Raw genomic sequence first — 19,813 nt, forward strand, 5'->3', positions numbered from 1 at the left:
AGCAACCGCGCGGGGTCCGCCATCAGCACGCCGCTGACTTCGCCCTGCCCGATGATCGCGAGGCTACCCCGCCCCAAGCCGCTGCCGGCGAGCGCCTCGTCGACGTCGAGGAAGCGCGCGTGACGCCCGTTCAGCGTCAGTTTCGTGTCGCCGTCCCGATCGAGGCTCCGGCGGATCTTGTGGCGCGCCCCGTTCGCGCGGAGCTCGACCTCCACCTCGGCCCGCCCGAGCCGCTTCTTGCCGGCCGCGCCGTGGAAGATCAGGTCGGTCTTCTCCCCCGCCCGGAAGCTCTGCGCGCGCCCCCCGCCGGTCGCCCAGCGCAACGCGTCCAGGACGTTCGACTTGCCCGACCCGTTCGGCCCCACGACCGCGCTGATGCCCTCGGCGAACTCGAGGGTGACGCGATCGCCGAAACTCTTGAAGCCGTGGATCGACAGTCGCTCGAGCCGCACCCGGACCCCGGCGTCAGCCGCGCGCGAGGGCGCGCAACAGCTCCGCACTCACGTGCACGCCGCGGTGGAACAGGTCCACCTCGAACTTCTCGTTCGGGGCGTGCACCCGGTCGTCCTCGAGCCCCATGTCGAGCAGCACGACGTCCGCACCGAGCGTCGCCTGGAACTCCGCGACGACCGGGATCGTGCCGCCCGTCCGGACGTACGTCGGGTCGCGCCCGTCGACGGCCCGAATCGCCTCCGACGCGGCGCGCACGGCGGCCCCGTCGAGGTCGGCGAGCGCCCACGGGGCGGTCGCGTGCCGGATCACGTCGACCTCGACGTCGTCGGGCGCGAGCGCCCGGACGTGCGCCTCCAACGCGTCGGCAACCGCGTCGGGATCCTGGTCGGGCACGAGGCGGCAGGACACCTTCGCCATCGCCTCGGCCGGAATGACGGTCTTCGAGCCGTCCCCCTGAAAGCCGCCCCCGAGGCCGTTGACGTCCAGCGTCGGGCGGGCCCACAGGCGCTCCAGCAGCCCGCGGCCCGGCTCGCCGGGCGTCGCCCGCACGCCGATGCCCTCTCGGAACGCGGCTTCGTCGAACGGCACCTCCGCGAAGCGGGCGCGTTCGGCGTCGGACAGCTCGCGCACGTCGTCGTAGAAGCCGGGCACGGTGATGCGTCCGTCGGCGTCCTTGAGGCCCGTCAGGATCCGCGCGAGCGCCAGCGCGGCGTTCGGGACCCCCCCGCCGTACGCGCCGGAGTGCAGGTCGCGCGCCGCACTCCGGACGCGGACCTCGAGGTACGCCATGCCCTTCAGGCCGTACGTCAGGGTCGGGGTGGGGCCGGCCAGCATCGCGCCGTCGCTGACGACGACCACGTCCGCGGCGAGGGCGTCGCGGTGGGTGCGGATGGCGTCGGCCAAATGGAGACTCCCGACCTCCTCCTCCCCCTCGATCAGGAACGTCACGTTCACCGGCGTGTCCGGTTCGGCGTCGAACAGCGCCTGCACGCCCTTGACGTGCGCGAACACCTGCCCCTTGTCGTCGCTCGCGCCGCGCGCCACGACCGCGCCGTCCCGGACCGTCGGCTCGAACGGGTCGCTCGTCCACCCCTCGAGCGGTTCGGGCGGCTGCACGTCGTAGTGCCCGTAGATCAGGACCGTCGGCGCGTCCGCGTCCACCGTCCGTTTCGCCAGGACGGCGGGATGCCCGTCGGTCTCCAGGAGGCGCGCCTCGAAGCCGTGCTCGGCGAGGTCGTCGCGCAGGAACGTCGCCGCCCGGCGGACGTCCCCGGCGCGGGCGGGATCGGTGGAGACGGACGGGATGCGCAGCAGCTCGAACAGCTGCTCGACGTGCGCGTCGCGTCGCTCGTCGAGCAGGCGGGTGAGGGGCGTCGTCATGGCGCGGAGGCTACCACGCCCCTCCCCCACCTCCGCCGGCCTCCCCCGGTGCGCGTCGCGCCGTCAGGCGTCGTCGTCGCGGTCGTCCTCGGGTGGGGGCGCTTCCGACCCCTCGCGGTTCATCTCCCGCGCCAGGTCGTGAATGACGGCGGGGAGCGCCCCGCGCACGCCGCCCATGCGCTCCTCGAGGCGGCCCTGCAGGTGCCCGATGCGGCGCTCCATGTTGGCCTGCAGGTCGTCGAGCTTGTCGCGCAGCTTGATGATCTCCTCGACGCCGGCCAGGTTCACGCCGAGCTCCTGCGTCAACCGCCGGATCTCGCGCAGTTGCTCGATGTTGCGTTGCGAGTACAACCGGGTCTGGCCGGCGCTGCGACTGGGCTCGATCAAGCCCTTGCGTTCGTACAGCCGCAACGTCTGCGGGTGCATGTCGACGAGCTCCGCCGCCACGCTGATCACGTACAGCGGTTTGTCCCGGTCGACGGCGGCCTCGCCGCCCTCCTGGACGTGCTCGCGCGGAAGTTCGCGGTCCGCGTCGTCGCTCACGATGGGCCTCCCTCACCGACCATCTTGTCACGGACCCAGCGCCCGAGGCCACGCCACACCGCGTGCCGGACCCGCACGACCAGGTCCTCCCCCGCCAACCCCCCACCGGGCACCCGCACCGTCGCGCCGTCCGGCGTGCCGGGCGGCACCCCGACGTCCGCGCCGTGCAGGGCCGTGCGCACCCCCTGCCGCGCTTCGCGCGGCGTGACGGGCAGGTCGGCGTGAATCTCGTCGCCGACCCGCTCGACGTCCGGCGGGAGCGCCACCTCGACGCTCACGCGGGCGTCGCCCGGCGGCGCCCCCACGCCCCCGAGCCCGCGGAGCCGCAACACCGTTCCGGGGCGGACCCCGCGCGGGATGCGGACCTCGACGCGGTTGCCGCGCCGCTTCCCGGTGCCTCCGCACGCCGGGCACTGCCGCCCGTCCTCGTCGAGTCGGGACCCGCGACACACCGCGCACGTCGCCACGCCCGGGATGCGGACGGTGGTGGTCCCCCCCGTCCGCGCCAGCGCCCAGGGGATGCGGACGGTCGCGTGCACGTCCTCGCCCGGCAGCAGCCCCTGCTGCCGCATCATCGTTCCCATCGCCCCGAAGAGCGCGTCGAACACCGCGTTCCCGGTGCGCGGGACGCCCTCGCTCAGGTCCACGCGCAGGTCGGCCTCCTGGAAGACGGTGCGCCAATCGACGTCCCCGAAGTCCGGCCGGGCGCCGCCCGCCGCGGCACCGCCGCGGTCCACCCACGCCCGCTTCTCCGGGTCACGCAGGGTGGCGTACGCCTCGCTGGCGGCCTTGAAGCGTTCCTCCGCCTCGGGGTCGCCCGGGTTGCGGTCGGGATGGTCGCGCATCGCCCGCTTGCGGTAGGCGGCCTTGATCTCCGCATCGGTCGCGTCGCGGTCGACGCCGAGCACGGCGTAGGGGTCGCGGGGGGCGTCGGGCACGGCCACATGCTACCCGCGCCGGGGGGCGCGCCGCGTCACCGGGGGCGCCGGCGGCCCGTGCTACCTTCGCGCTGGAGGTGAGGCCCGTGACCCGCCACGCACGCGCATCGCACGGGACGCCCGGAGGCGTCCGCCGCCCCGCGTCGCCGTCCCCCCGAAGGACGGACGCTACCGCCCGTCCCCACGTTCGTGCAGGCGGCGGGCGCGCCGTGCGGCGGACGCTGCTCGCCGGCCTCGCGCTGGCGTTCCTGGCCGGCGGCTGCACCGTGACGTTCGTCGGGGGTGAGGGTGTCGGCGGCGAGGGCGCCAGCGCCGGCGTGAACGGCATCCTCGCGGTGTTCGAGCCGACGCGGGGTCCGGACGCGACGTACCGGCGGGGGGACGACGTCGCCTTCTCGCTTCGTTCGCGCCGCGACGGGTACGTGACGTTGAGTCGCCTGAACCCCGACGGCGAGGTCGCCGTCGTCGCCCGCAACCTGCGGGTCCGGGCGCACCGCACGGAGGTGCTCGACGGGTCGCGGGACGGGACCCGGTTCGTGGTCGGCGGTCCGCGCGGCTGGCATCGGGTGCGGGCGAGCTTCTCGCCGGAGCCGGCGTCGACCGCCACCGCCCGCCTCGAGGGGCGGTTCGGGGAGGGCGACTGGACGGCGGCGTTGCGCCTGGACCTCGCGCCGTTCGAGGTGACCGACGTCGCCGAAACCGCGTTCTACGTGCGCTGAACGGCGCCGACGTCGGCCGAACCTCCCGCGTGCGGTATGATGGCGTGCGGTACGAGGGAGGTCCCGGCTTGGCAGGTCACAACAAGTGGTCGCAGATCAAGCGCAAGAAGGCGGCCAACGACAAGCAACGCGGCAAGATCATCAGCAAGCACATCCGCGCCATCCAGAGCGCGGTGCGCGAGGGGGGCGCGGATCCGTCGTCCAACCTGGCGCTGAAGAACGCGCTCGGTGGCGCCCGCGCCGACGACGTCCCCGCCGACAACATCGAGCGCGCCATCGAAAGGGCGCAGGGCGGCGAGGGCGCCGCGGCGTTCGACGCCGTCGCGTACGAAGGGTACGGCGCGGCCGGCGTCGCGTTCCTCGTCGAGGCGTTGACCGACAACCGCAACCGCACCGTCGCGGAGGTCCGCCACGTCTTCACGAAGCACGGCGGGAACCTGTCGGGCTCCACCGCGTGGCAGTTCGAACCGATCGGTGCGTTGCTCGTCGCCCCCGCCGACGAGGCGATTCAGGAGGCGGCGATCGACCTCGGTGCGACCGACCTCGAGGTCCAGGACGACGGGATGCTCAGCGTCACGACCGCCCCCACCGACCTGTACGCCGTCGCCGACGGTCTCGAGGCGAAGGGCGCGCGGGTGGAGGCGGCGCAGCTCACGAAGGAACCCCAGACCCTGACCGCGGTCGACGACGCGGACGCCGCCAAGGTGCTCCGCATGATCGACGCGCTCGAGGAGCTCGACGACGTGCAGAACGTCCACACCACCGCCGACCTCTCGGCGGTGGACGACGAGGTCTACGCAGGAGGTGCTTCGTGACGACGGACGTGACGCGGGACGCGTTCCCGACCCTGGCGTGGACGGACGTCCCCAAGGTCGGGGCGCCGCAGATGCAGCAGGCGGTCTCCCTCGCGACCGGGAAGTTCGGGTTGGACGCCCGCGTGCTCGTCGAGCACACGGGCCGGAACCTGGTCGAGTTGGCCGAGGCGCACGCGCCGGAGGGGCCGGTCTTGGTCGTCGCCGGGCGCGGCGAGAACGGCTCCGGGGGCCTCGCCGCCGCACGCCTGTTGGGGCTCCGCGGGCGTCGCGTGTGGGTCGTGCCGACGCACGAGGCGGACAACTACAGCGGGACGCCCCGCGAGCAGTTGGAGCTCCTCAAGCACGTCCCGAGCGTGCGGGTGAAGACGAGCCTCCCGAAGATGAAGTTCTCGGTCGTCATCGACGCCGCGATCGGCACCAGCCTCGAGGGGCCTCCCCGCGGCCGGACGTTGGACGTCATCACCGTCCTCAACGCCATGGACGGCGGTTGCACGCTCATCAGCGTCGACGTGCCGACCGGCGTCAGCGTCCCCGATGGGGACGTGCCGGGCGAGGCGGTGCGGCCGACGATGACGTTGGCCGTCGCGCTGCCCAAGGGCGGCGTCGAGCCCGGCGGCGTCGGCGGACGGGTGTTCGTCGGCGATCTCGGGTTCCCGCCCGGCGTGTACGAAGCGCTCGGCCTCGAGCCGGTCACCTGGCCGTCGTTCGTCACCGAACTCGTCGACTGAGGCGCGCGGTGCGCGCCCATGCGGGCGGCCCCGCCGAACGGCGGGGCCGGGTCGTGTGGTAGGCGCGGGCGGGATTGAACCGCCGACCTCTACAGTGTCAATGTAGCGCTCTCCCACTGAGCTACGCGCCTGCGTCGTGCGCCCAACAACCGCGGACATGTGGAGGCGCCGACCGGATTCGAACCGGTGAATGGAGGTTTTGCAGACCTCTGCCTTACCACTTGGCTACGGCGCCAAGGCCTGAAAAGCGTAGCCCACGGCCCCTCCCCTGTCAACGGCATGGATTCGTTCCGGACTTCTTGGACGTCGACGAACGGGCCGCGTGAGCCGGCGTGGACCATCGACGTTCGCGTCCCCGATGCCGAGTGGGCCGGCAACGCGTGCAAGCGTGCGCGCGTGCTGCGTTCCGGGCCGGTCACGCTTGGCAGCGACGAGGTTGCGACGGCTGTGCGTACGCGGGGCGGCGGCAAGGTTGCGTGTCATCTCGCTCGGCGTCGCAGCAGGGTTCACCCGCTGGCGGTGTGCCGCCCGGATCTCCGTGCGGGATTGGGCGCTGCCACGACCCAATCGAGCGGGTCCATCGCGGCGCGGGTATCGCACCATCGAGCGATGGCTGCCGGTGTGTGTGTCGCTCAGGCGTTCGCATGCAACGCGTCAGTACCGTCTCATCCGACCGATGGACCGAACGGCGCGTGTCGTCCACCCGTCAACGGTTGTGCATAGACGGCCATGCCGGTCGGCGCTGCCCACGTGATCTACGGTGCCGTGATGGCCGAGGACCGTCCGGCTCCATGGGGGTTGAGTGGTCAACGGCCACGAAACGCGTGGGTGGCTCCGCGCATCGCGCGAGAAGCCACCCATGGAGGCGCAAGGGGCGGAACCCCTAGCGGATTCGCTCAGTAGCTCGCTGCGGCGAGTCCGTTCCACACGTCCGCGACGTACACCGTGTCGTCATCAACGTACAGGCCGGTGAGATTGGTGCCCGGAAGTCCGTTCGCCGTAAACGTCGTGAACGTAGTCCCACCATCCGAGGAAACCGATAGTCCACCATTCGTCGTAACGTAGATGACGCCGTCGTGCACAAAGACCGTTCTCGCATAGTTCCCGACCGGGATTTCCGAGTTGACGTAACTAGCTCCATCGTCGCTCGATACGCTCAGGTATGGAGTCGTGGCCGATCCGGTAGCGACGTATAGCGAACCCTCATGCACGGTGATGTCAGCGACGTGTGTCCTCTCGAGGCCAGCCGTTCGGTTCTCCCAATTCGATGGATCCGTCGTGGACGCGACGGCGAGGCCCGAGAACGTGCCCGCGTAGATGGTGCCGTCCTGGACCCAAACGCTCAGCGCATTGTTCGAAGGGAGTCCGTCGCCCGTCGTGTAGGACGTGAAGGTGTCGCCTCCGTCCGTCGAAATGCTGATCCCTCCACCGTACGTGGCGGCGTAGATCGTACCCTCTTCGACGAAGACGTCTTGGACATTGTAGCTTCCCAGCCCATTGTCCTCCGTGAAGTTCGCACCACCGTCCGTGGAGATGCTCAATCCTCCGGCCGTGGCGGCGTAGATGGCGTTCCCCTCGACGAACACGTTTGCGACCGAGATGCTGCCGAGTCCATTGGTGTATTTGGTGAAGTTGTCACCTCCATCCGTCGAGATGTACACACCACCCGAGCTTGCGATGTACACGGTGCTTCCTGAAACGAAGAGGGAGTTCACCATTTTCGTTCCAACGTCCAGTCCAGTCGCGGCTTTGCTCGTGAACGTCAGCGTGGTCGCGTCGAACGTTGCTGAGATTTCGCCCGAGTCTGCGGCGTGCGTGACGTCGTTTGCATCTACGAGGGTGAAGCTGTCTGCATCGATGCCGTTAAGCGTGTAGCCGCTCTTGGGCGTGACCGTGATATCCGCTGTGTATTCCGTGAGGATGCGGAACGTGGCGTGGTTTGGCGTCCATTGAGCCTCAGCAGTGTATTCGGTCGTACTGATGGAGGTCATTGGCGTTGCGCCGACCTGAGCCGCCGTCAACTCGTCTGGAAGTGCGAGCAGATTGATGGTGGTGTCGGTCGCAGGGAACTCGGCGGCGACGTCGCCGGATTCGGCATCGTGGGTGACGGTATCGGCGTCGCTGACCGTGAAGGTGTTCCCTTGGACGCCGGCCAGCGTGTAGCCGGTCTTCGGTGTGAGTGTGAGCGTGGCGGTGTACGCCGTACCGTCTTGGAACGGATCGTGCGCGGGGCTCCAGGTAATGCTGCCTGCGTACTGGTCGGTATCGACGCTGGAGGCGGGGGTTTGCCCGGTCACGGGTGCCGTGACGTTGGGGATGGCGAGCAGGTCGATGGTGGCGTCGGTCGCAGGGGAGGTGGCGGTGACGAGGCCCGCATGGGCGTCGTGCGTGACGGTATCGGCGTCGCTGAGCGTGAAGGTGTTCTCTTGGACGCCGGCCAGCGTGTAGCCGGTCTTCGGTGTGAGTGTGAGCGTGGCGGTGTACGCCGTACCGTCTTGGAACGGATCGTGCGCGGGGCTCCAGGTAATGCTGCCTGCGTACTGGTCGGTATCGACGCTGGAGACGGGGATGCCTCCGATGGCGGGTGGCGTGACGTTGGGGATGGTGAGGATGTCGATGGTGGTGTCGGTCGTAGCGAAGGTGGCGGTGACGATGCCTGCATGGGCGTCGTGCGTGACGGTATCGGCACCGCTAATCGTGAACGTGTTGGCGTCGACGTTGCTGAGCGTATAGCCGGTCTTTGGCTCGAGGGTGAGGGTCGCGGTGTACGCCGTGTTGCCTTGAAACGGGGCGTCGTCGGGGTTCCAGGCGATGGTACCGGCGTATTGGGTGGTATCCACGCTGGAGACGGGGGTGTGCCCGGTCACGGGTGCCGTGACGTTGGGGATCGCGAGCAGGTCGATGGTGGCGTCCGTGGCCGACTCCGGGGGTGTATCGACGGGAGGATCGGTCGACGAGGTCGTCGCTTCGAAGATCGCGTGGAGGATCCCGGAGTTCGCTTCGTGCGTGACGGTGGCGTTCGCAATCGTGAAGCGGTTCGCTGCCACGCCATGCACGGTGTACCCCGTCGCGGGTTCGAGCGACACGGTGGCTTCGTAGACCGTATCGATGCGGAATGCGGCATCGCTGGGGCTCCACTCGATCGATCCGGTGTACTGCTCGGTTTCGAAGGTGGTGATGGGTGCGCGTCCCGTGATGGGCGGGGACACCACGGCGAGCCTCAGTTCGTCGATGGTGCGTTCCGTGCCGGGGAAGGTGGCGATGATGGTGCCGCTGTCCGGATCGTACGTCACGGTGGCGCCTTCGATCGTGAAGGCGTCGACGCCGACACCGTGGAGGGTGTACCCCGGCTTGGCTTCAAGCGTGATGGTGGCGGTGTACGCCGTCTCGTTCCGGAAGGTGGCATGGTCGGGAGTCCAGGTGATGGTGCCGGTGTACTGCCCGGATTCGATGCTGGTGACGGGAAGGCTTCCTACCGTGGGTGCCGCGACGTCGGGGACGTCGACGGCGGTGATGGGTTCCGGTCGTTGGGCGTCGCGGGCAAGCATGTTACATCCCGTGAGGGTAAGCAAAACGCCAACGACGACGATAGGCCATAAAGGTTTCGGGCTAGTAATCATATTCACGATTACATATATACCACGACACCGGTAAAGGGCGTTAATTTAGCGCCGCGCAGCACCCGATGGCCCCCCACACCTACCGTCCCCACCTCAGGCCATCCCGCCCTACCCGTCCGAACACCTCCACGGCAATAGACCGACACGCGTGCGCCTCCGCGCGTGGGGGGCCCTTCGATGCGCGCCGAACCCAATGCGAGGCCACGCGGGCGCCCCCGCACGAGCGTTCGACGCGCCGCGTCGTGATTGCAACGAAGCTGACGCGTGACGAAGGTTCGGCGCACGGCCTACGCAGCCACGCGAGGTATACGCCCGGCGCGCACCGATACACTCACCCCATGCCGGATGCACCCAAGCGGTTCGCTCACCTCCACCAACACACCGCCTACAGCCTCCTCGACGGTGCCGCCCGCATCGACGACCTGATCCGCTGGGTCGCCGAGGTCAGCCCGGACGACCCGACGGTCGCCATGACCGATCACGGCAACATGCACGGCGCCGTCGAGTTCTACAAGACCGCCGTCAAGCACGGCGTGAAACCGATCCTCGGGTTCGAGGCGTACGTCACACCCGGCAGCCGCTTCGAGCGGCGCAAACCCAGCAGCACCCTCGACGGCGGCTTCTTCCACCTGACGCTGCTGGCGAAGAACATGACCGGGTACCGCAACCTCGCCAAGCTCAACAGCCGCGCGTGGCTCGAGGGCTTCTACATGAAGCCCCGCGTCGATCACGAACTCCTCGCCGAGCACGCCGAGGGCGTCATCGCCCTCACCGGCTGCCTCGGGGCGCAACTCCCGCGCACCCTCCTCGACGTCGGCGAGGAGGCGGGCGAGGAGGTGCTGCGGCAGCACCTCGACATCTTCGGGGAGAACCTCTTCGTCGAGCTGCAGGATCACGGCCTCGAGGAACAGAAGATCCTCAACCCGCAACTGAAGGCGCTCGCCGAGCGCTACGGCCTGGGGATGGTCGCCACGAACGACGGGCACTACGTCCGCAAGGAGGACGCCAAGGCGCACGAGGCGCTCCTCGCCATCCAAACCAAGACGACGCTGTCGGACGAAAGCCGCTTCAAGTTCCCCTGCGACGAGTTCTACGTCAAGACGCCGGACGAGATGGCGGTCGCCATCCCCGACGCCGCCTACCCCTCCGCCCTCGACAACACCGTGACGGTCGCGGAGATGTGCGACGTGCAGCTCCCCGTCGGCGACGCCCGCGTCTACCAGATGCCGGAACTGCCGATCCCCGAGGGCCGCACCCTCGCCGAACAACTCCGCATCCAGACCTACGAGGGCCTGCTGCAGCGCTACCCGCACGCGATCGACGAGGCGCTCCTGCGCCGCTACGCGCACGCCGCCGACGCGCACGCCGGCCCGCTCGGCGTCGACGCCGACGCCGCCCCCCTGGGCGACGTCCTGCTGCACCTCGCGCGGGCGGGCGAGCGCGGGCGCACCCCGAAGACCGAAGGCCAGACGTACGACGCGTTCGTCTACCCGCACCTCGACGCCCTCCGGGACGCCCTTCAGAGCGACGCGAGCGACGCCGACCCCGCCCCCCAGGACGACCCGATCACGATCCTCGCGCGCGCGGAGTACGAGCTCGGCGTGATCATCGCGATGGGGTTCCCCGACTACTTTCTCATCGTCGCGGACTTCATCAACTGGGCGAAGGACCAGGGAATCGCCGTCGGTCCCGGCCGCGGCTCCGGCGCCGGATCGATCGTCGCGTACGCCATCCGCGTGACCGACATCGAACCGCTGGCCTTCGGGCTGCTGTTCGAACGCTTCCTGAACCCCGAACGCGTCAGCATGCCCGACTTCGACGTCGACTTCAGCGACGCGCGCCGCAACGAGGTGATCGACTACGTCCGCGCGAAGTACGGCGAGGACCGCGTCGCGCACATCGCGACGTTCGGGACGATGGCCTCCCGCGCGGCGATCAAGGACGCCGCACGGGTGATGGAGGCGTCGTTCGCGGAGGCCGACCGCGTCAGCAAGCTCGTCCCCACCCTCTTCGGGCGGTCGGTCCCCATCGCGCAGGCGCTCGAGGAGGTCCCCGAACTGCAGGAGGCCTACCGCGGCGGCGCGCGCGAGTACGTCGACGTCGCGCAGTCGCTCGAGGGGCTCACGCGGCACGCGTCGGTGCACGCCGCCGGCGTCATCATCTCCCGCGATCCCGTGCAGGAGCTCGCCCCGGTCTTCCGGAGCGGCGACGGCCCCGTCGTCGCGCAGTACGACATGAGCTCCATCGAGGACCTCGGGTTCCTGAAGATGGACTTCCTGGGCCTGCGCACCCTGTCGTTCATCGAGGCCGCCGTCCGTATCGTCGTAGCGACCCGCGGCGAACGCCTCGACCCCACGACGTTCCCGCACGACGACGCCGCCACCTTCGAGCTGTTGTCGCGCGGCGACGCCGCCGGCGTCTTCCAGTTCGAGTCGGGGGGGATGGTCGACACCCTCAAGAAACTCAAGCCGCGCCGCATCCAGGACCTCATCGCCGTCTCCGCGCTCTACCGCCCCGGACCGATGGAGAACATCCCGACCTACATCCGTCGGCACCACGGCCAGGAGGAGGTGCGCTACGACGAGTACCCCGCCAGCGCCGCCCTCCTCGCCCCGATCCTCGAAGAAACGTACGGGATCCCCGTCTACCAGGAACAGATCATGCAGATCGCGCAGGCGGTCGCCGGGTACAGCCTCGGCGAAGCGGACCTACTGCGGCGCGCGATGGGCAAGAAGAAGGTCGAGGAGATGGAGCGGCAACGCACGATCTTCGAGGCCGGCGCCGGCGCCAAGGGCATCCCCTCCGAGGAAGCCAACCGCATCTTCGACCTGCTCGAGGCGTTCGCGAACTACGGCTTCAACAAGTCCCACTCCGCCGCCTACGGCGAGCTGTCGTTCCAGACCGCCTACCTCAAGGCCCACTACCCCGTCGAGTTCGCCGCGGCGCTGTTGACGGTCGAGCGGGGCGACAGCGACAAGGTCGCGGAGTACGTCGCCGACACCCGCCGCATGGGCATCGAGGTGCTCCCCCCCGACGTCAACGAGTCGCGCGGCGACTTCACGCCGGTCGGCGGCGTCGTGCGCTTCGGCCTGCACGGCGTCAAGAACGTCGGCGACGCGGCGGTGGAACGCATCGTGGAGGAGCGCGAGGCGCGCGGTCCGTTCCACGACCTGTTCGACTTCACCCGCCGCATCGACGCCACCCTCGTCAACAAACGCGCGCTGGAGCACCTCGTCAAGGCCGGCGCCTTCGACGCGCTCGGCGACCGGGGGGCGCTGCTCGCGAACCTCGAACCGGCGCTCAAGTGGGGCGCCGCCCGCCGCGAGAGCCACGCGGCGGGACAGATGGCGTTGTTCGCCGAGGAGGAACTCCTCCCCCCCGCCCTGACCCCCGCGGAGCCGCTGAGCGACCTCGACCGCCTCCGCATGGAGAAGGAGGCGTTGGGGCTCTACATCAGCGCCCACCCGATGGGTTCCTACCCCGGCCTCGCGGAGGCCGCCAGCTGCCGCGCCGCCGACCTCGAAACCTGGCTCGCGGAGCAACGCGCGGCCGGCGCCACCGGCGGGCGGCTCCGCGTGGTCCTGTCCGGCATCGTGCAGAACGTCGCGAAACGCCCCACCCGGAAGGGCTCCATGATGGCCCGCTTCGAGGTGGCCGACGAATCCGGTGCGCGCGAGGTGGTCGCCTTCAGTCGCGTCTTCGACGCCATCGCGGCGCACCTCGAGGAGGACGCCCCCGTCGTCCTCGTCGCCGAAGCCTCCGAGGAGGAGGACGCCGTCCGGCTCGTCGCCGAACGCCTCATCCGTTGGGACGCGCGCGGCGCGGTGCCCGAGGTCGCGGTCCTGCACTTCGACCCGTTCGAGATCGGCGAACACCAGCTCCTCGAGCTGCGCAGCCTCCTCGACGAACGCACCGGCACCACCCCCGTGCAGCTCCGCTTCCGCTCCCCCCGCGGGCACGTGACGTGGGCGGCGGAGGGGGTCCGCGTCGACCCCGGCGCCCTGAGCGACCTCGAGGCGCACTGTCCCTGGCTCACGACCCGCGTCACCGTCGACCGCGCCCGCCTCCTGGCGGCCGAGCGGCCGGCCCCCCGCCGCGGGGGGCGCGAGGACGGCGGCGACGCCCCGTCGCGCGCCGACGTCCCCTTCTAGGGCCGTGGGGTACCCTCCACCGTCATGACGCCCGCCCGCTTCGCCCTCCTCAACGCCGTCGTCGCCCTCCTCGTTGGCGGCGCGTGGATCGCGTCGCGGTCCACCGACCCGCCCCCGCGTGACGCGACCGCCGCGCCGTCGGCGGCGTCCGCGACCGACGCCACCCCGGAGGCCGCGGAGGGGACGGGGCCCGCCGCCAACCGGCCCCTCCCCCGCGTCGAGGGGTACGAACCGGTGCCCTTCGTCGCCGACGCCCCCGTCCGCACGTTCGAAGCGGCCGACGACGTCCTCGAGGCGGACCTCGAGTACGTCGCCGTGCTCGAGACGACGAACGGCACCGTCCACCTCGACCTGTTCGAACGCCGGACGCCCGCTACGACCAACAACTTCGTGTTCCTGGCGTTGCACCGCTTCTACGAGGGCGTGCCGTTCCACCGCGTCATCGACGGCTTCATGGCGCAGACCGGCGACCCGACCGGCACCGGTCGCGGCGGCCCCGGCTACCGCTTCGACGACGAAATCGCGGACGGCCTGGCGCACGACGCGGCCGGCGTCGTCAGCATGGCGAACGCCGGCGAGGACACGAACGGCTCGCAGTTCTTCGTGACGTTCGGTCCGACCCCGTGGCTGGACGGCGCCCACACGATCTTCGGGCGGGTCGTGGAGGGCCTGGACGTCCTCGAGGGCCTCACCCGGGTCGAGCCCGGCACCCCGACGATCATCGCGCCCCTCGACGGGCCCGCCCGCGACCTCGCGGAGCAGGGGGTGGACGCCGCCGACGTCGACGGGACGGTCCGCGCCTGGCTCGAACGCGAGCTCGGCGCCCTCCCCGACGGCGACGCCGCCTTCGAGGTCGGCGGGTTGCGCGGCGTGCTCGGCGCGTCCGACGGCGCGCCCGCCCTCGGCCTCTTCCCCGACCCCGACCGCCTCGTCCGCGTGAGCATTCACGCCCGCCCCGCACCGGAGGATCCCTCGTGAACGAACCCACCCTCGTTCCCCCCCACGAAGAGCGCACCACCCGCTTCGAGGCCGCGACGCCGGTCCTCCAGCCGGGGACCGCCTACCAGGCGGACCTCGTGACGAGCGTCGGCACGATGCGCCTCGATCTCGAGCAGGACCGCGCGCCCGTCACGGTGAACAACTTCGTGTTCCTGGCGCTCCACCGCTTCTACGAAGGCGTCGTGTTCCACCGCGTGCTCGACGGCTTCATGGCGCAGACCGGCGACCCGACCGGAACGGGGCGTGGTGGGCCCGGCTACCGCTTCGACGACGAGTTCCACCCCGACCTGACGCACGACGGCCCCGGCGTCCTCAGCATGGCGAACGCCGGCCCGGGCACGAACGGCAGTCAGTTCTTCATCACGTTCGGCCCCACCCCGCACCTCGATGGGCGCCACGCGATCTTCGGACGCGTGACGCAGGGCCTCGAGGTGCTGGACGCGTTGACGCGGGTCGACCCCACGAAGCCGGGCGGGCCCGACCCCGACCGCATCGAACGCGTCGACGTGCTCGCGACCGAATCCGCCTGACGGCGGCGTCCGCCGCGACCCTCAGGCGATCGGCGCGATGCGGGACGCGCGCGCGTCGCGCGCCGCCTTCAGGTGCGCGACGAACGCGTCGAGCGCCACGCCCTTCGCGTCGGGCTCCTGGCGACTGCGGAAACTGACCTCCTGGGCGGCCTCCTCCGCGTCCCCGACCACCACGACGTAGGGCACCTTCAACAGTTCCGCATCGCGGATCTTCGCGTTCATCCGTTCGCTGCGTTCGTCGATCTCCACGCGAACGTCGGCCGCGTCGAGCGCCGCGCGCACGGTGTCGGCGTAACCGAGGTGCCGGTCGGCGATCGGCACGATCCGCACCTGCTCCGGCGCCAACCACAACGGGAAGTCGCCCGCGTAGTGCTCGATCAGGAACCCGATGAGGCGTTCGTGCGTCGAGAGCGGCGCGCGGTGCAGGCACAACGGTTGCTTCAGGGTGCCGTCCTCCGCGGCGTACGTCAGGCCGAACCGCGCGGGCTGCGCGAAATCCACCTGGTTGGTCGCCAACGTGAACTCCCGCCCGATCGCGCTCGTGATCTGCACGTCGATCTTCGGGCCGTAGAACGCCGCCTCGTCCTCCGCCTCCACGAACGGAACGTCGTGCTCGGTGAGGACCTTGCGCACCATCGCTTCGGTCCGGAGCCACAACTCCGGTTCGTCGACGTACTTCTTGCCGAGGCCCGACGCGGCGTGCTTCGACAGACGCATCTCGTACGTCTCGATCCCGAACAGCTCGAAGTACGCCCTGTACAGATCGATGACCGCCAGGAACTCGTCCTCGAACTGCGCCTCGGTGCAGTAGACGTGCGCGTCGTTCATCTGCATGCTGCGGACCCGCATGAGGCCCATCAACGCCCCGGAATCCTCGTAGCGGTAGCAGGTGCCGTACTCCGCCAACCGGAGCGGCAGCTCGCGGTAGCTCCGCGGGCGCGCGTCGTAGATCTTGTGGTGGAACGGACAGTTCATCGGCTTGACGAAGTACCGCACGTCGTCGAGCTCCATCGCCGGGTACATCGCGTCCTCGTAGTACGGCAGGTGCCCGCTCTTGAGGAACAGGTCCTCCTTGCTGAGGTGCGGCGACCGCACCCGCCGGTAGCCCCCCTTGCGCTCCATCTCCTTCGCGAGCGCCTCGATCTCCTCCACCATCACCGCGCCTCGCGGCAACCACAACGGCAGGCCCGGACCGATCTCCTCGTCGAGACGGAACAGCTCGAGGTCCTGCCCCAACCGCCGGTGGTCGCGCTTGCGGGCCTCCTCGACCTGCCACAGGTGGTGCTCGAGCGCCTCCGCCGTCGCGAACGCCACGCCGTACACGCGCTGCAGCATCGGACGCGTCTCGTCGCCGCGCCAGTAGGCGCCGGCGACGCTGGTCAGCTTGAAGTGCGGCGGGATCGCGCCGGTCGAGGGGACGTGCGGACCGCGACACAGGTCCGTGAAGCCCCCCTCGCCGCCCTGCTCGTAGAAGCGGATCGGTGCGTCCTCCGGCAGGTCCCGAATGAGCTCGAGCTTGTAGGGGTCCTCCACCGCCTCGTAGCGCGCCAACGCCTCGTCGCGCGGCAGGACGTACGTCCGCAACGGCATGTCCCGCTTCACGAGGGCGTGCATGCGCTCCTCGAGGCGGGGGAGGTCGTCGACGCTCAACGGTCGGGGGAGGTCCATGTCGTAGTAGAAGCCGTGCTCGATGACCGGTCCGATCGCCAACTTCGCGGCGTCCGCCGGGTAGCCCTCCTCCACCAGCAGCTCGCGGACCGCCTGCGCCATGACGTGCGCCAGGGTGTGGCGCGCCAGATCGATCCAGTCGTCGTCGCGCTTCGTCAGGATGCGCACCTGCGCGCCGTCGGGAACCTCGCTCATCAGGTCGGACAGGGCGCCGTTCACGACCGTGCCGAGCGCCGCCTTGGCGAGCCCCGGCCCGATCGCTTCGGCCACGTCGCGGCCGGTCGCGTGCGCGGGCACCTGCAGTTCGGTGTCGTCGGGAAGGGTGACGTGCATGACCATGGAGGCTAGCACGTCGCCCCCCGCGGTATTCTCGCGGCGATGCAGTTGATCGCCGTGCTCGGCGCCACCCCGACCGCCCACGCCCTCGCCCGCCACCGCGACGAGCGGGGACGCTACTGGCTGCACCCCGTCCCGCACGCCTCCGTCGAGCAGGCGGTGCCGGCCCTCGCGTCCCTCGGGTTCGCCGGCGCCCTCGTGTTCGGCGCGGACGCCCGCCGCGACGCGGCCCGCGTCGCGACCCGCACCGCGCATCACGTCGGGCCCGACGGCGGGGACGTCGTGACGGTCGTGGGCGACGCGACCCTCGTCGATACGGTCGGGGACGCCGCCGTCGTCGACGGCCTCCGCCACGCCGGCTGGGATCCGCGCGGCGCGCGCGTGATCGCCGTCGGCGACGACGCCGGCACCACGTCGCTGCTGGCGGAACTCGCCGCCGCCGGCGCCGCGGAACTCACGGTCGTCGGTCGCGACGCCCCCGCCGCGGAGCACGCACTGCCCGCCCTTCCCGCCGGCGCGCGCGGCGCGGCGCTCGCGACGCGCGACCCGGCGTTGCCCGACCTCCTCGCCCGCGCCGACGCCGTCGTGCGCGGCGAGGACCTGCTCGCCCCCCAGGGCGCCTGGTTCGGGCCGCACCTCACGCTGGTCGACGTCGCCCCCGACCTCGACGCCGACTGGCGGCGGGCCGCCCGCACGGCGGGCGCCGCCACCGTCCCCTGGGCGGACGTCGAAGCGCACCGGGTCGCCGCCGCCGTGCAGGCGGTCCTCGGCGAGCGGGTGGACGCCGCCCCCTTCCTCGACGTCCTCCACGCCACGTGAGGCCGGCCGTGCGCACCCTCCTCGCGGCGCTCGTCGCGCTCGGCCTGCTGGCGGGGCTCGCGTCGGCGCAGGCCCCCACATGGACGTTGCCGGGGGCGTGGACGCCCGCCACCGACGACGGCGTCCGCATCGAAGCGCCCGGCGCGACCGCCACGTTCCTGCCCGGCCTCGGCTGGAGCGGCGCGACCGGCCCGCCCCCCGAGCGCGACGACGCCGGCAGGGTCGTGGTGGCGGCCGCCACCGTCTCCGCCCTCGACCTGCCCCGCGTCACCGCGGTCCGAAGGGGGCTGCAGGGCAGCACCGTCCGCGTCGTCCTCGACGTCGCCGGCCTCGCGGCCGGCACCGCCGACCTCCCCGCCGACGCCGCCGCCGACGTCGGTCCGGACGCGCCGTGGCGAGCGACGCTCCCGCCGCTCGCCCTCCCCACGACGTCGCGCGACGGCGGGGACGACGTCCGGGTGCGCCTCGCGCACGACGACGCCGCCGGCACGACCCGCCTCGCCGTCGATGCCCCCGAGGCGCGCCTCACCGCCTTCGCGCTTCCCGCTCCCCTGCGCTTCGTCGTCGATCTCGCACCCCCGACGGTCGCCCGGGGCGACGGGGACGGCGCTTCGGTGCCGGGCGCCCCGGGGGTGACGTACCGGACGTTCGACGCGGTCGGCGCGGCGGGCGCGACGACGGTGCACCTCGTGTCGATCGAGCCGGGCGCGGCGACGTTCGAGGTCGCCGACGCCGCCGGGCGCGGCGCGCCCGTCGCGACCCTCGCCGACGGCGCGGTCGCGGCGATCAACGCCGGGTACTTCGTTCCGAGCGACTTCCGCCCCATCGGCCTGCGCCGCGCCGACGGCCGCCTCCTCGCCTGGCCCTCGCGCGGTCGGGCCGCCGTCGGCTTCGCCGACGACGAGGTGGTCATCGCCCGCGCGGAGGTCCACGCCCGCATCCTGCGCGGTACCGACGTCCTCGCGGACGTCCGGACGCGGGGCGGCCACCCGCTCGGGTGGAGTGCGCAGGCCGGGCTCCGCGTCGGGTCGGCGCGGCAGGGCGCCCTCACGCTCGACGCGCGCGGCGTGGTGACGCGCAACGGCGTGGGCCCCGTCACGGTGCCGGACGGCGGGTCGGTGCTCACCTACCAGCCGGAACTCCGCGCGTTGGCGCTCGTCGAGCCCGGCGAACGCCTCGAGATCGACGCACGCCTCCTTCCCGCCGCCCTCGACGGGGTGGCGTGGGCGGTGGAGGCCGGCCCACTCCTCATCGAGGGCGGTCGGCCCGCCTTCGAGCCCGAACGCGAAGCGTTCGCGCGCGGCGTCCGCATCCTCGACGCGCCCACCCAACAGGCGGGGCTCGGGGTGACGCCCGACGGCACGGTTCTGCTCCTCGTGGCGGAGACCATGGTGGCGGAGGACCTCGTGTCGGTCTTCGGGACGCTCGGGGCGGAGGCGGCGTTGCGGCTGGACAGCGGGGGGTCGGCGACGCTGTGGACCGGGGGCCGAACGGTGAACCGTCTGGTGGGGCGCGCCGTGGAGAGCGCCATCGTCGCCTACCCGAGCGCGACGGCGGACACCGGCCGGTAGCCTGTAGGCATGCCCCCGACGCCGCCTCCGGCGGCCGACGCCCCCCTCGATTGGCACCAGCGGACCCTCGCGGCGAGGCGCCGCGCGGTGCGCGCTCGGCGCGCAGCGTGGGCGTGCGCCGGCGCGGCCGGCCTCGCGCCGGCGCTCGCCTTGGTCGCGCCGGTCGGGCTCGCCCTCGCGGTCGCCGCCACCGCCGCACCCTTCGCCGCGCTCGCCGCGGCGCTCGCGCCGGTCGCCGGGGCGGAGGCCTGGATGCGCGCGCGGACGGCGGAACGCTTCGATCTCGCGTACGACGTCGCGCTCGAAGCGCCGCACCGGGACGACCCCGAGGGGTGGTGGCGGACGACGCGGGCCCGCGTGGTGCGCGACGCCGCCCGCACGCCCCTCCCCCCCACCGACCGTAGCTGGTACCGACCGGTGGCGCTCGCCGTCCTGCTGGTGGCGTCCACGCCACTGGCCGGGTGGGGCGGCTCGGCGCTGCAGGGCGCGCTTCGCGCCGACGGGCCCGCTCCCGAGGGGCGGGCGGCGGCGCCCGAGCCCCCG

At 71.6% G+C, this 19,813-nt stretch carries 15 protein-coding genes and 2 tRNA genes; 9 read left to right on the forward strand and 8 right to left on the reverse strand.

Annotated features, from left to right (window positions below; genetic code table 11):
- The 4 genes from RI554_04980 to RI554_04995 all read right to left on the reverse strand — a co-directional run.
- The coding region (locus tag RI554_04980; protein MDR9391366.1) for an AAA family ATPase at positions 1 to 452 on the reverse strand (452 nt) is incomplete at its 3' end.
- A gap of 13 nt (positions 453 to 465) precedes the next feature.
- Entirely contained in the window at positions 466 to 1,833 is a 1,368-nt protein-coding gene (locus RI554_04985; protein ID MDR9391367.1) for a dipeptidase, read from the reverse strand.
- A gap of 63 nt (positions 1,834 to 1,896) precedes the next feature.
- Positions 1,897 to 2,376, reverse strand: a complete 480-nt coding sequence (locus RI554_04990) for a helix-turn-helix transcriptional regulator (protein ID MDR9391368.1) — start codon at positions 2,374 to 2,376, stop codon at positions 1,897 to 1,899.
- Entirely contained in the window at positions 2,373 to 3,314 is a 942-nt protein-coding gene (locus RI554_04995) for a DnaJ domain-containing protein (GenBank protein MDR9391369.1), read from the reverse strand. Before RI554_04995 ends, RI554_04990 begins: the two co-directional genes overlap by 4 nt.
- Positions 3,315 to 3,523: 209 nt before the next feature.
- On the opposite strand from RI554_04995, the gene RI554_05000 reads away from it, so the two are divergent.
- The 3 genes from RI554_05000 (at position 3,524) to RI554_05010 (ending at position 5,576) form a co-directional block, all read left to right on the forward strand.
- The gene (locus RI554_05000; GenBank protein ID MDR9391370.1) at positions 3,524 to 4,033 is read left to right on the forward strand and encodes a DUF4384 domain-containing protein; all 510 of its coding nucleotides are present in this window, start codon (positions 3,524 to 3,526) and stop codon (positions 4,031 to 4,033) included.
- 68 nt (positions 4,034 to 4,101) lie between these two features.
- Entirely contained in the window at positions 4,102 to 4,848 is a 747-nt protein-coding gene (locus RI554_05005) for a YebC/PmpR family DNA-binding transcriptional regulator (GenBank protein ID MDR9391371.1), read from the forward strand.
- Positions 4,845 to 5,576 carry an NAD(P)H-hydrate epimerase gene (locus RI554_05010; protein ID MDR9391372.1) on the forward strand — a complete coding sequence of 244 codons (732 nt, stop codon included), beginning with the start codon at positions 4,845 to 4,847 and terminating at the stop codon, positions 5,574 to 5,576. The genes RI554_05005 and RI554_05010 overlap by 4 nt, the downstream gene beginning before the upstream one ends.
- A 56-nt stretch (positions 5,577 to 5,632) precedes the next feature.
- Here RI554_05010 and RI554_05015 read toward each other — a convergent pair.
- The 3 genes from RI554_05015 to RI554_05025 all read right to left on the reverse strand — a co-directional run bounded on the left by RI554_05015 (position 5,633) and on the right by RI554_05025 (position 9,124).
- A tRNA-Val gene (locus RI554_05015) sits at positions 5,633 to 5,707 on the reverse strand.
- A gap of 29 nt (positions 5,708 to 5,736) precedes the next feature.
- Positions 5,737 to 5,811 (reverse strand) — tRNA-Cys (locus tag RI554_05020).
- Positions 5,812 to 6,472: 661 nt separating this feature from the next.
- Positions 6,473 to 9,124 (reverse strand): hypothetical protein, encoded by a 2,652-nt coding sequence (locus tag RI554_05025; GenBank protein MDR9391373.1) that lies wholly within the window; start codon positions 9,122 to 9,124, stop codon positions 6,473 to 6,475.
- Between the two features lie 410 nt (positions 9,125 to 9,534).
- On the opposite strand from RI554_05025, the gene dnaE reads away from it, so the two are divergent.
- The 3 genes from dnaE to RI554_05040 are packed head-to-tail and all read left to right on the forward strand — an operon-like array spanning position 9,535 to position 14,876.
- Positions 9,535 to 13,347, forward strand: coding sequence for a DNA polymerase III subunit alpha (dnaE, locus tag RI554_05030; protein MDR9391374.1), 3,813 nt, complete (start codon positions 9,535 to 9,537; stop codon positions 13,345 to 13,347).
- Between the two features lie 24 nt (positions 13,348 to 13,371).
- Positions 13,372 to 14,325 (forward strand): peptidylprolyl isomerase, encoded by a 954-nt coding sequence (locus RI554_05035; GenBank protein MDR9391375.1) that lies wholly within the window; start codon positions 13,372 to 13,374, stop codon positions 14,323 to 14,325.
- Positions 14,322 to 14,876, forward strand: coding sequence for a peptidylprolyl isomerase (locus RI554_05040; GenBank protein MDR9391376.1), 555 nt, complete (start codon positions 14,322 to 14,324; stop codon positions 14,874 to 14,876). Before RI554_05035 ends, RI554_05040 begins: the two co-directional genes overlap by 4 nt.
- Before the next feature lie 21 nt (positions 14,877 to 14,897).
- On the opposite strand, the gene thrS is transcribed toward RI554_05040, so the two are convergent.
- Positions 14,898 to 16,877: a threonine--tRNA ligase gene (gene thrS, locus RI554_05045; protein ID MDR9391377.1), complete on the reverse strand. Its 1,980-nt coding sequence runs from the start codon at positions 16,875 to 16,877 to the stop codon at positions 14,898 to 14,900.
- Positions 16,878 to 16,922: 45 nt separating this feature from the next.
- On the opposite strand from thrS, the gene RI554_05050 reads away from it, so the two are divergent.
- The 3 genes from RI554_05050 to RI554_05060 form a co-directional block, all read left to right on the forward strand.
- Positions 16,923 to 17,699 carry a hypothetical protein gene (locus RI554_05050; protein MDR9391378.1) on the forward strand — a complete coding sequence of 259 codons (777 nt, stop codon included), beginning with the start codon at positions 16,923 to 16,925 and terminating at the stop codon, positions 17,697 to 17,699.
- A gap of 8 nt (positions 17,700 to 17,707) precedes the next feature.
- Positions 17,708 to 19,270 (forward strand): phosphodiester glycosidase family protein, encoded by a 1,563-nt coding sequence (locus RI554_05055; GenBank protein ID MDR9391379.1) that lies wholly within the window; start codon positions 17,708 to 17,710, stop codon positions 19,268 to 19,270.
- Positions 19,271 to 19,279: 9 nt separating this feature from the next.
- The coding region (locus RI554_05060; GenBank protein ID MDR9391380.1) for a hypothetical protein at positions 19,280 to 19,813 on the forward strand (534 nt) is incomplete at its 3' end.

This window comes from Trueperaceae bacterium (genome assembly GCA_031581195.1).
In the GTDB taxonomy this organism is placed as follows: Bacteria; Deinococcota; Deinococci; order Deinococcales; family Trueperaceae; genus SLSQ01.

Coding starts and splice junctions, on each gene's coding strand:
- RI554_04985 (MDR9391367.1), bottom strand. CDS start 1,833: ATGACGACGCCCCTCACCCGCCTGCTCGACGAGCGACGCGACGCGCAC.
- RI554_05025 (MDR9391373.1), bottom strand. CDS start 9,124: ATGCTTGCCCGCGACGCCCAACGACCGGAACCCATCACCGCCGTCGAC.
- dnaE (MDR9391374.1), top strand. CDS start 9,535: ATGCCGGATGCACCCAAGCGGTTCGCTCACCTCCACCAACACACCGCC.
- RI554_05035 (MDR9391375.1), top strand. CDS start 13,372: ATGACGCCCGCCCGCTTCGCCCTCCTCAACGCCGTCGTCGCCCTCCTC.
- thrS (MDR9391377.1), bottom strand. CDS start 16,877: ATGCACGTCACCCTTCCCGACGACACCGAACTGCAGGTGCCCGCGCAC.
- RI554_05050 (MDR9391378.1), top strand. CDS start 16,923: ATGCAGTTGATCGCCGTGCTCGGCGCCACCCCGACCGCCCACGCCCTC.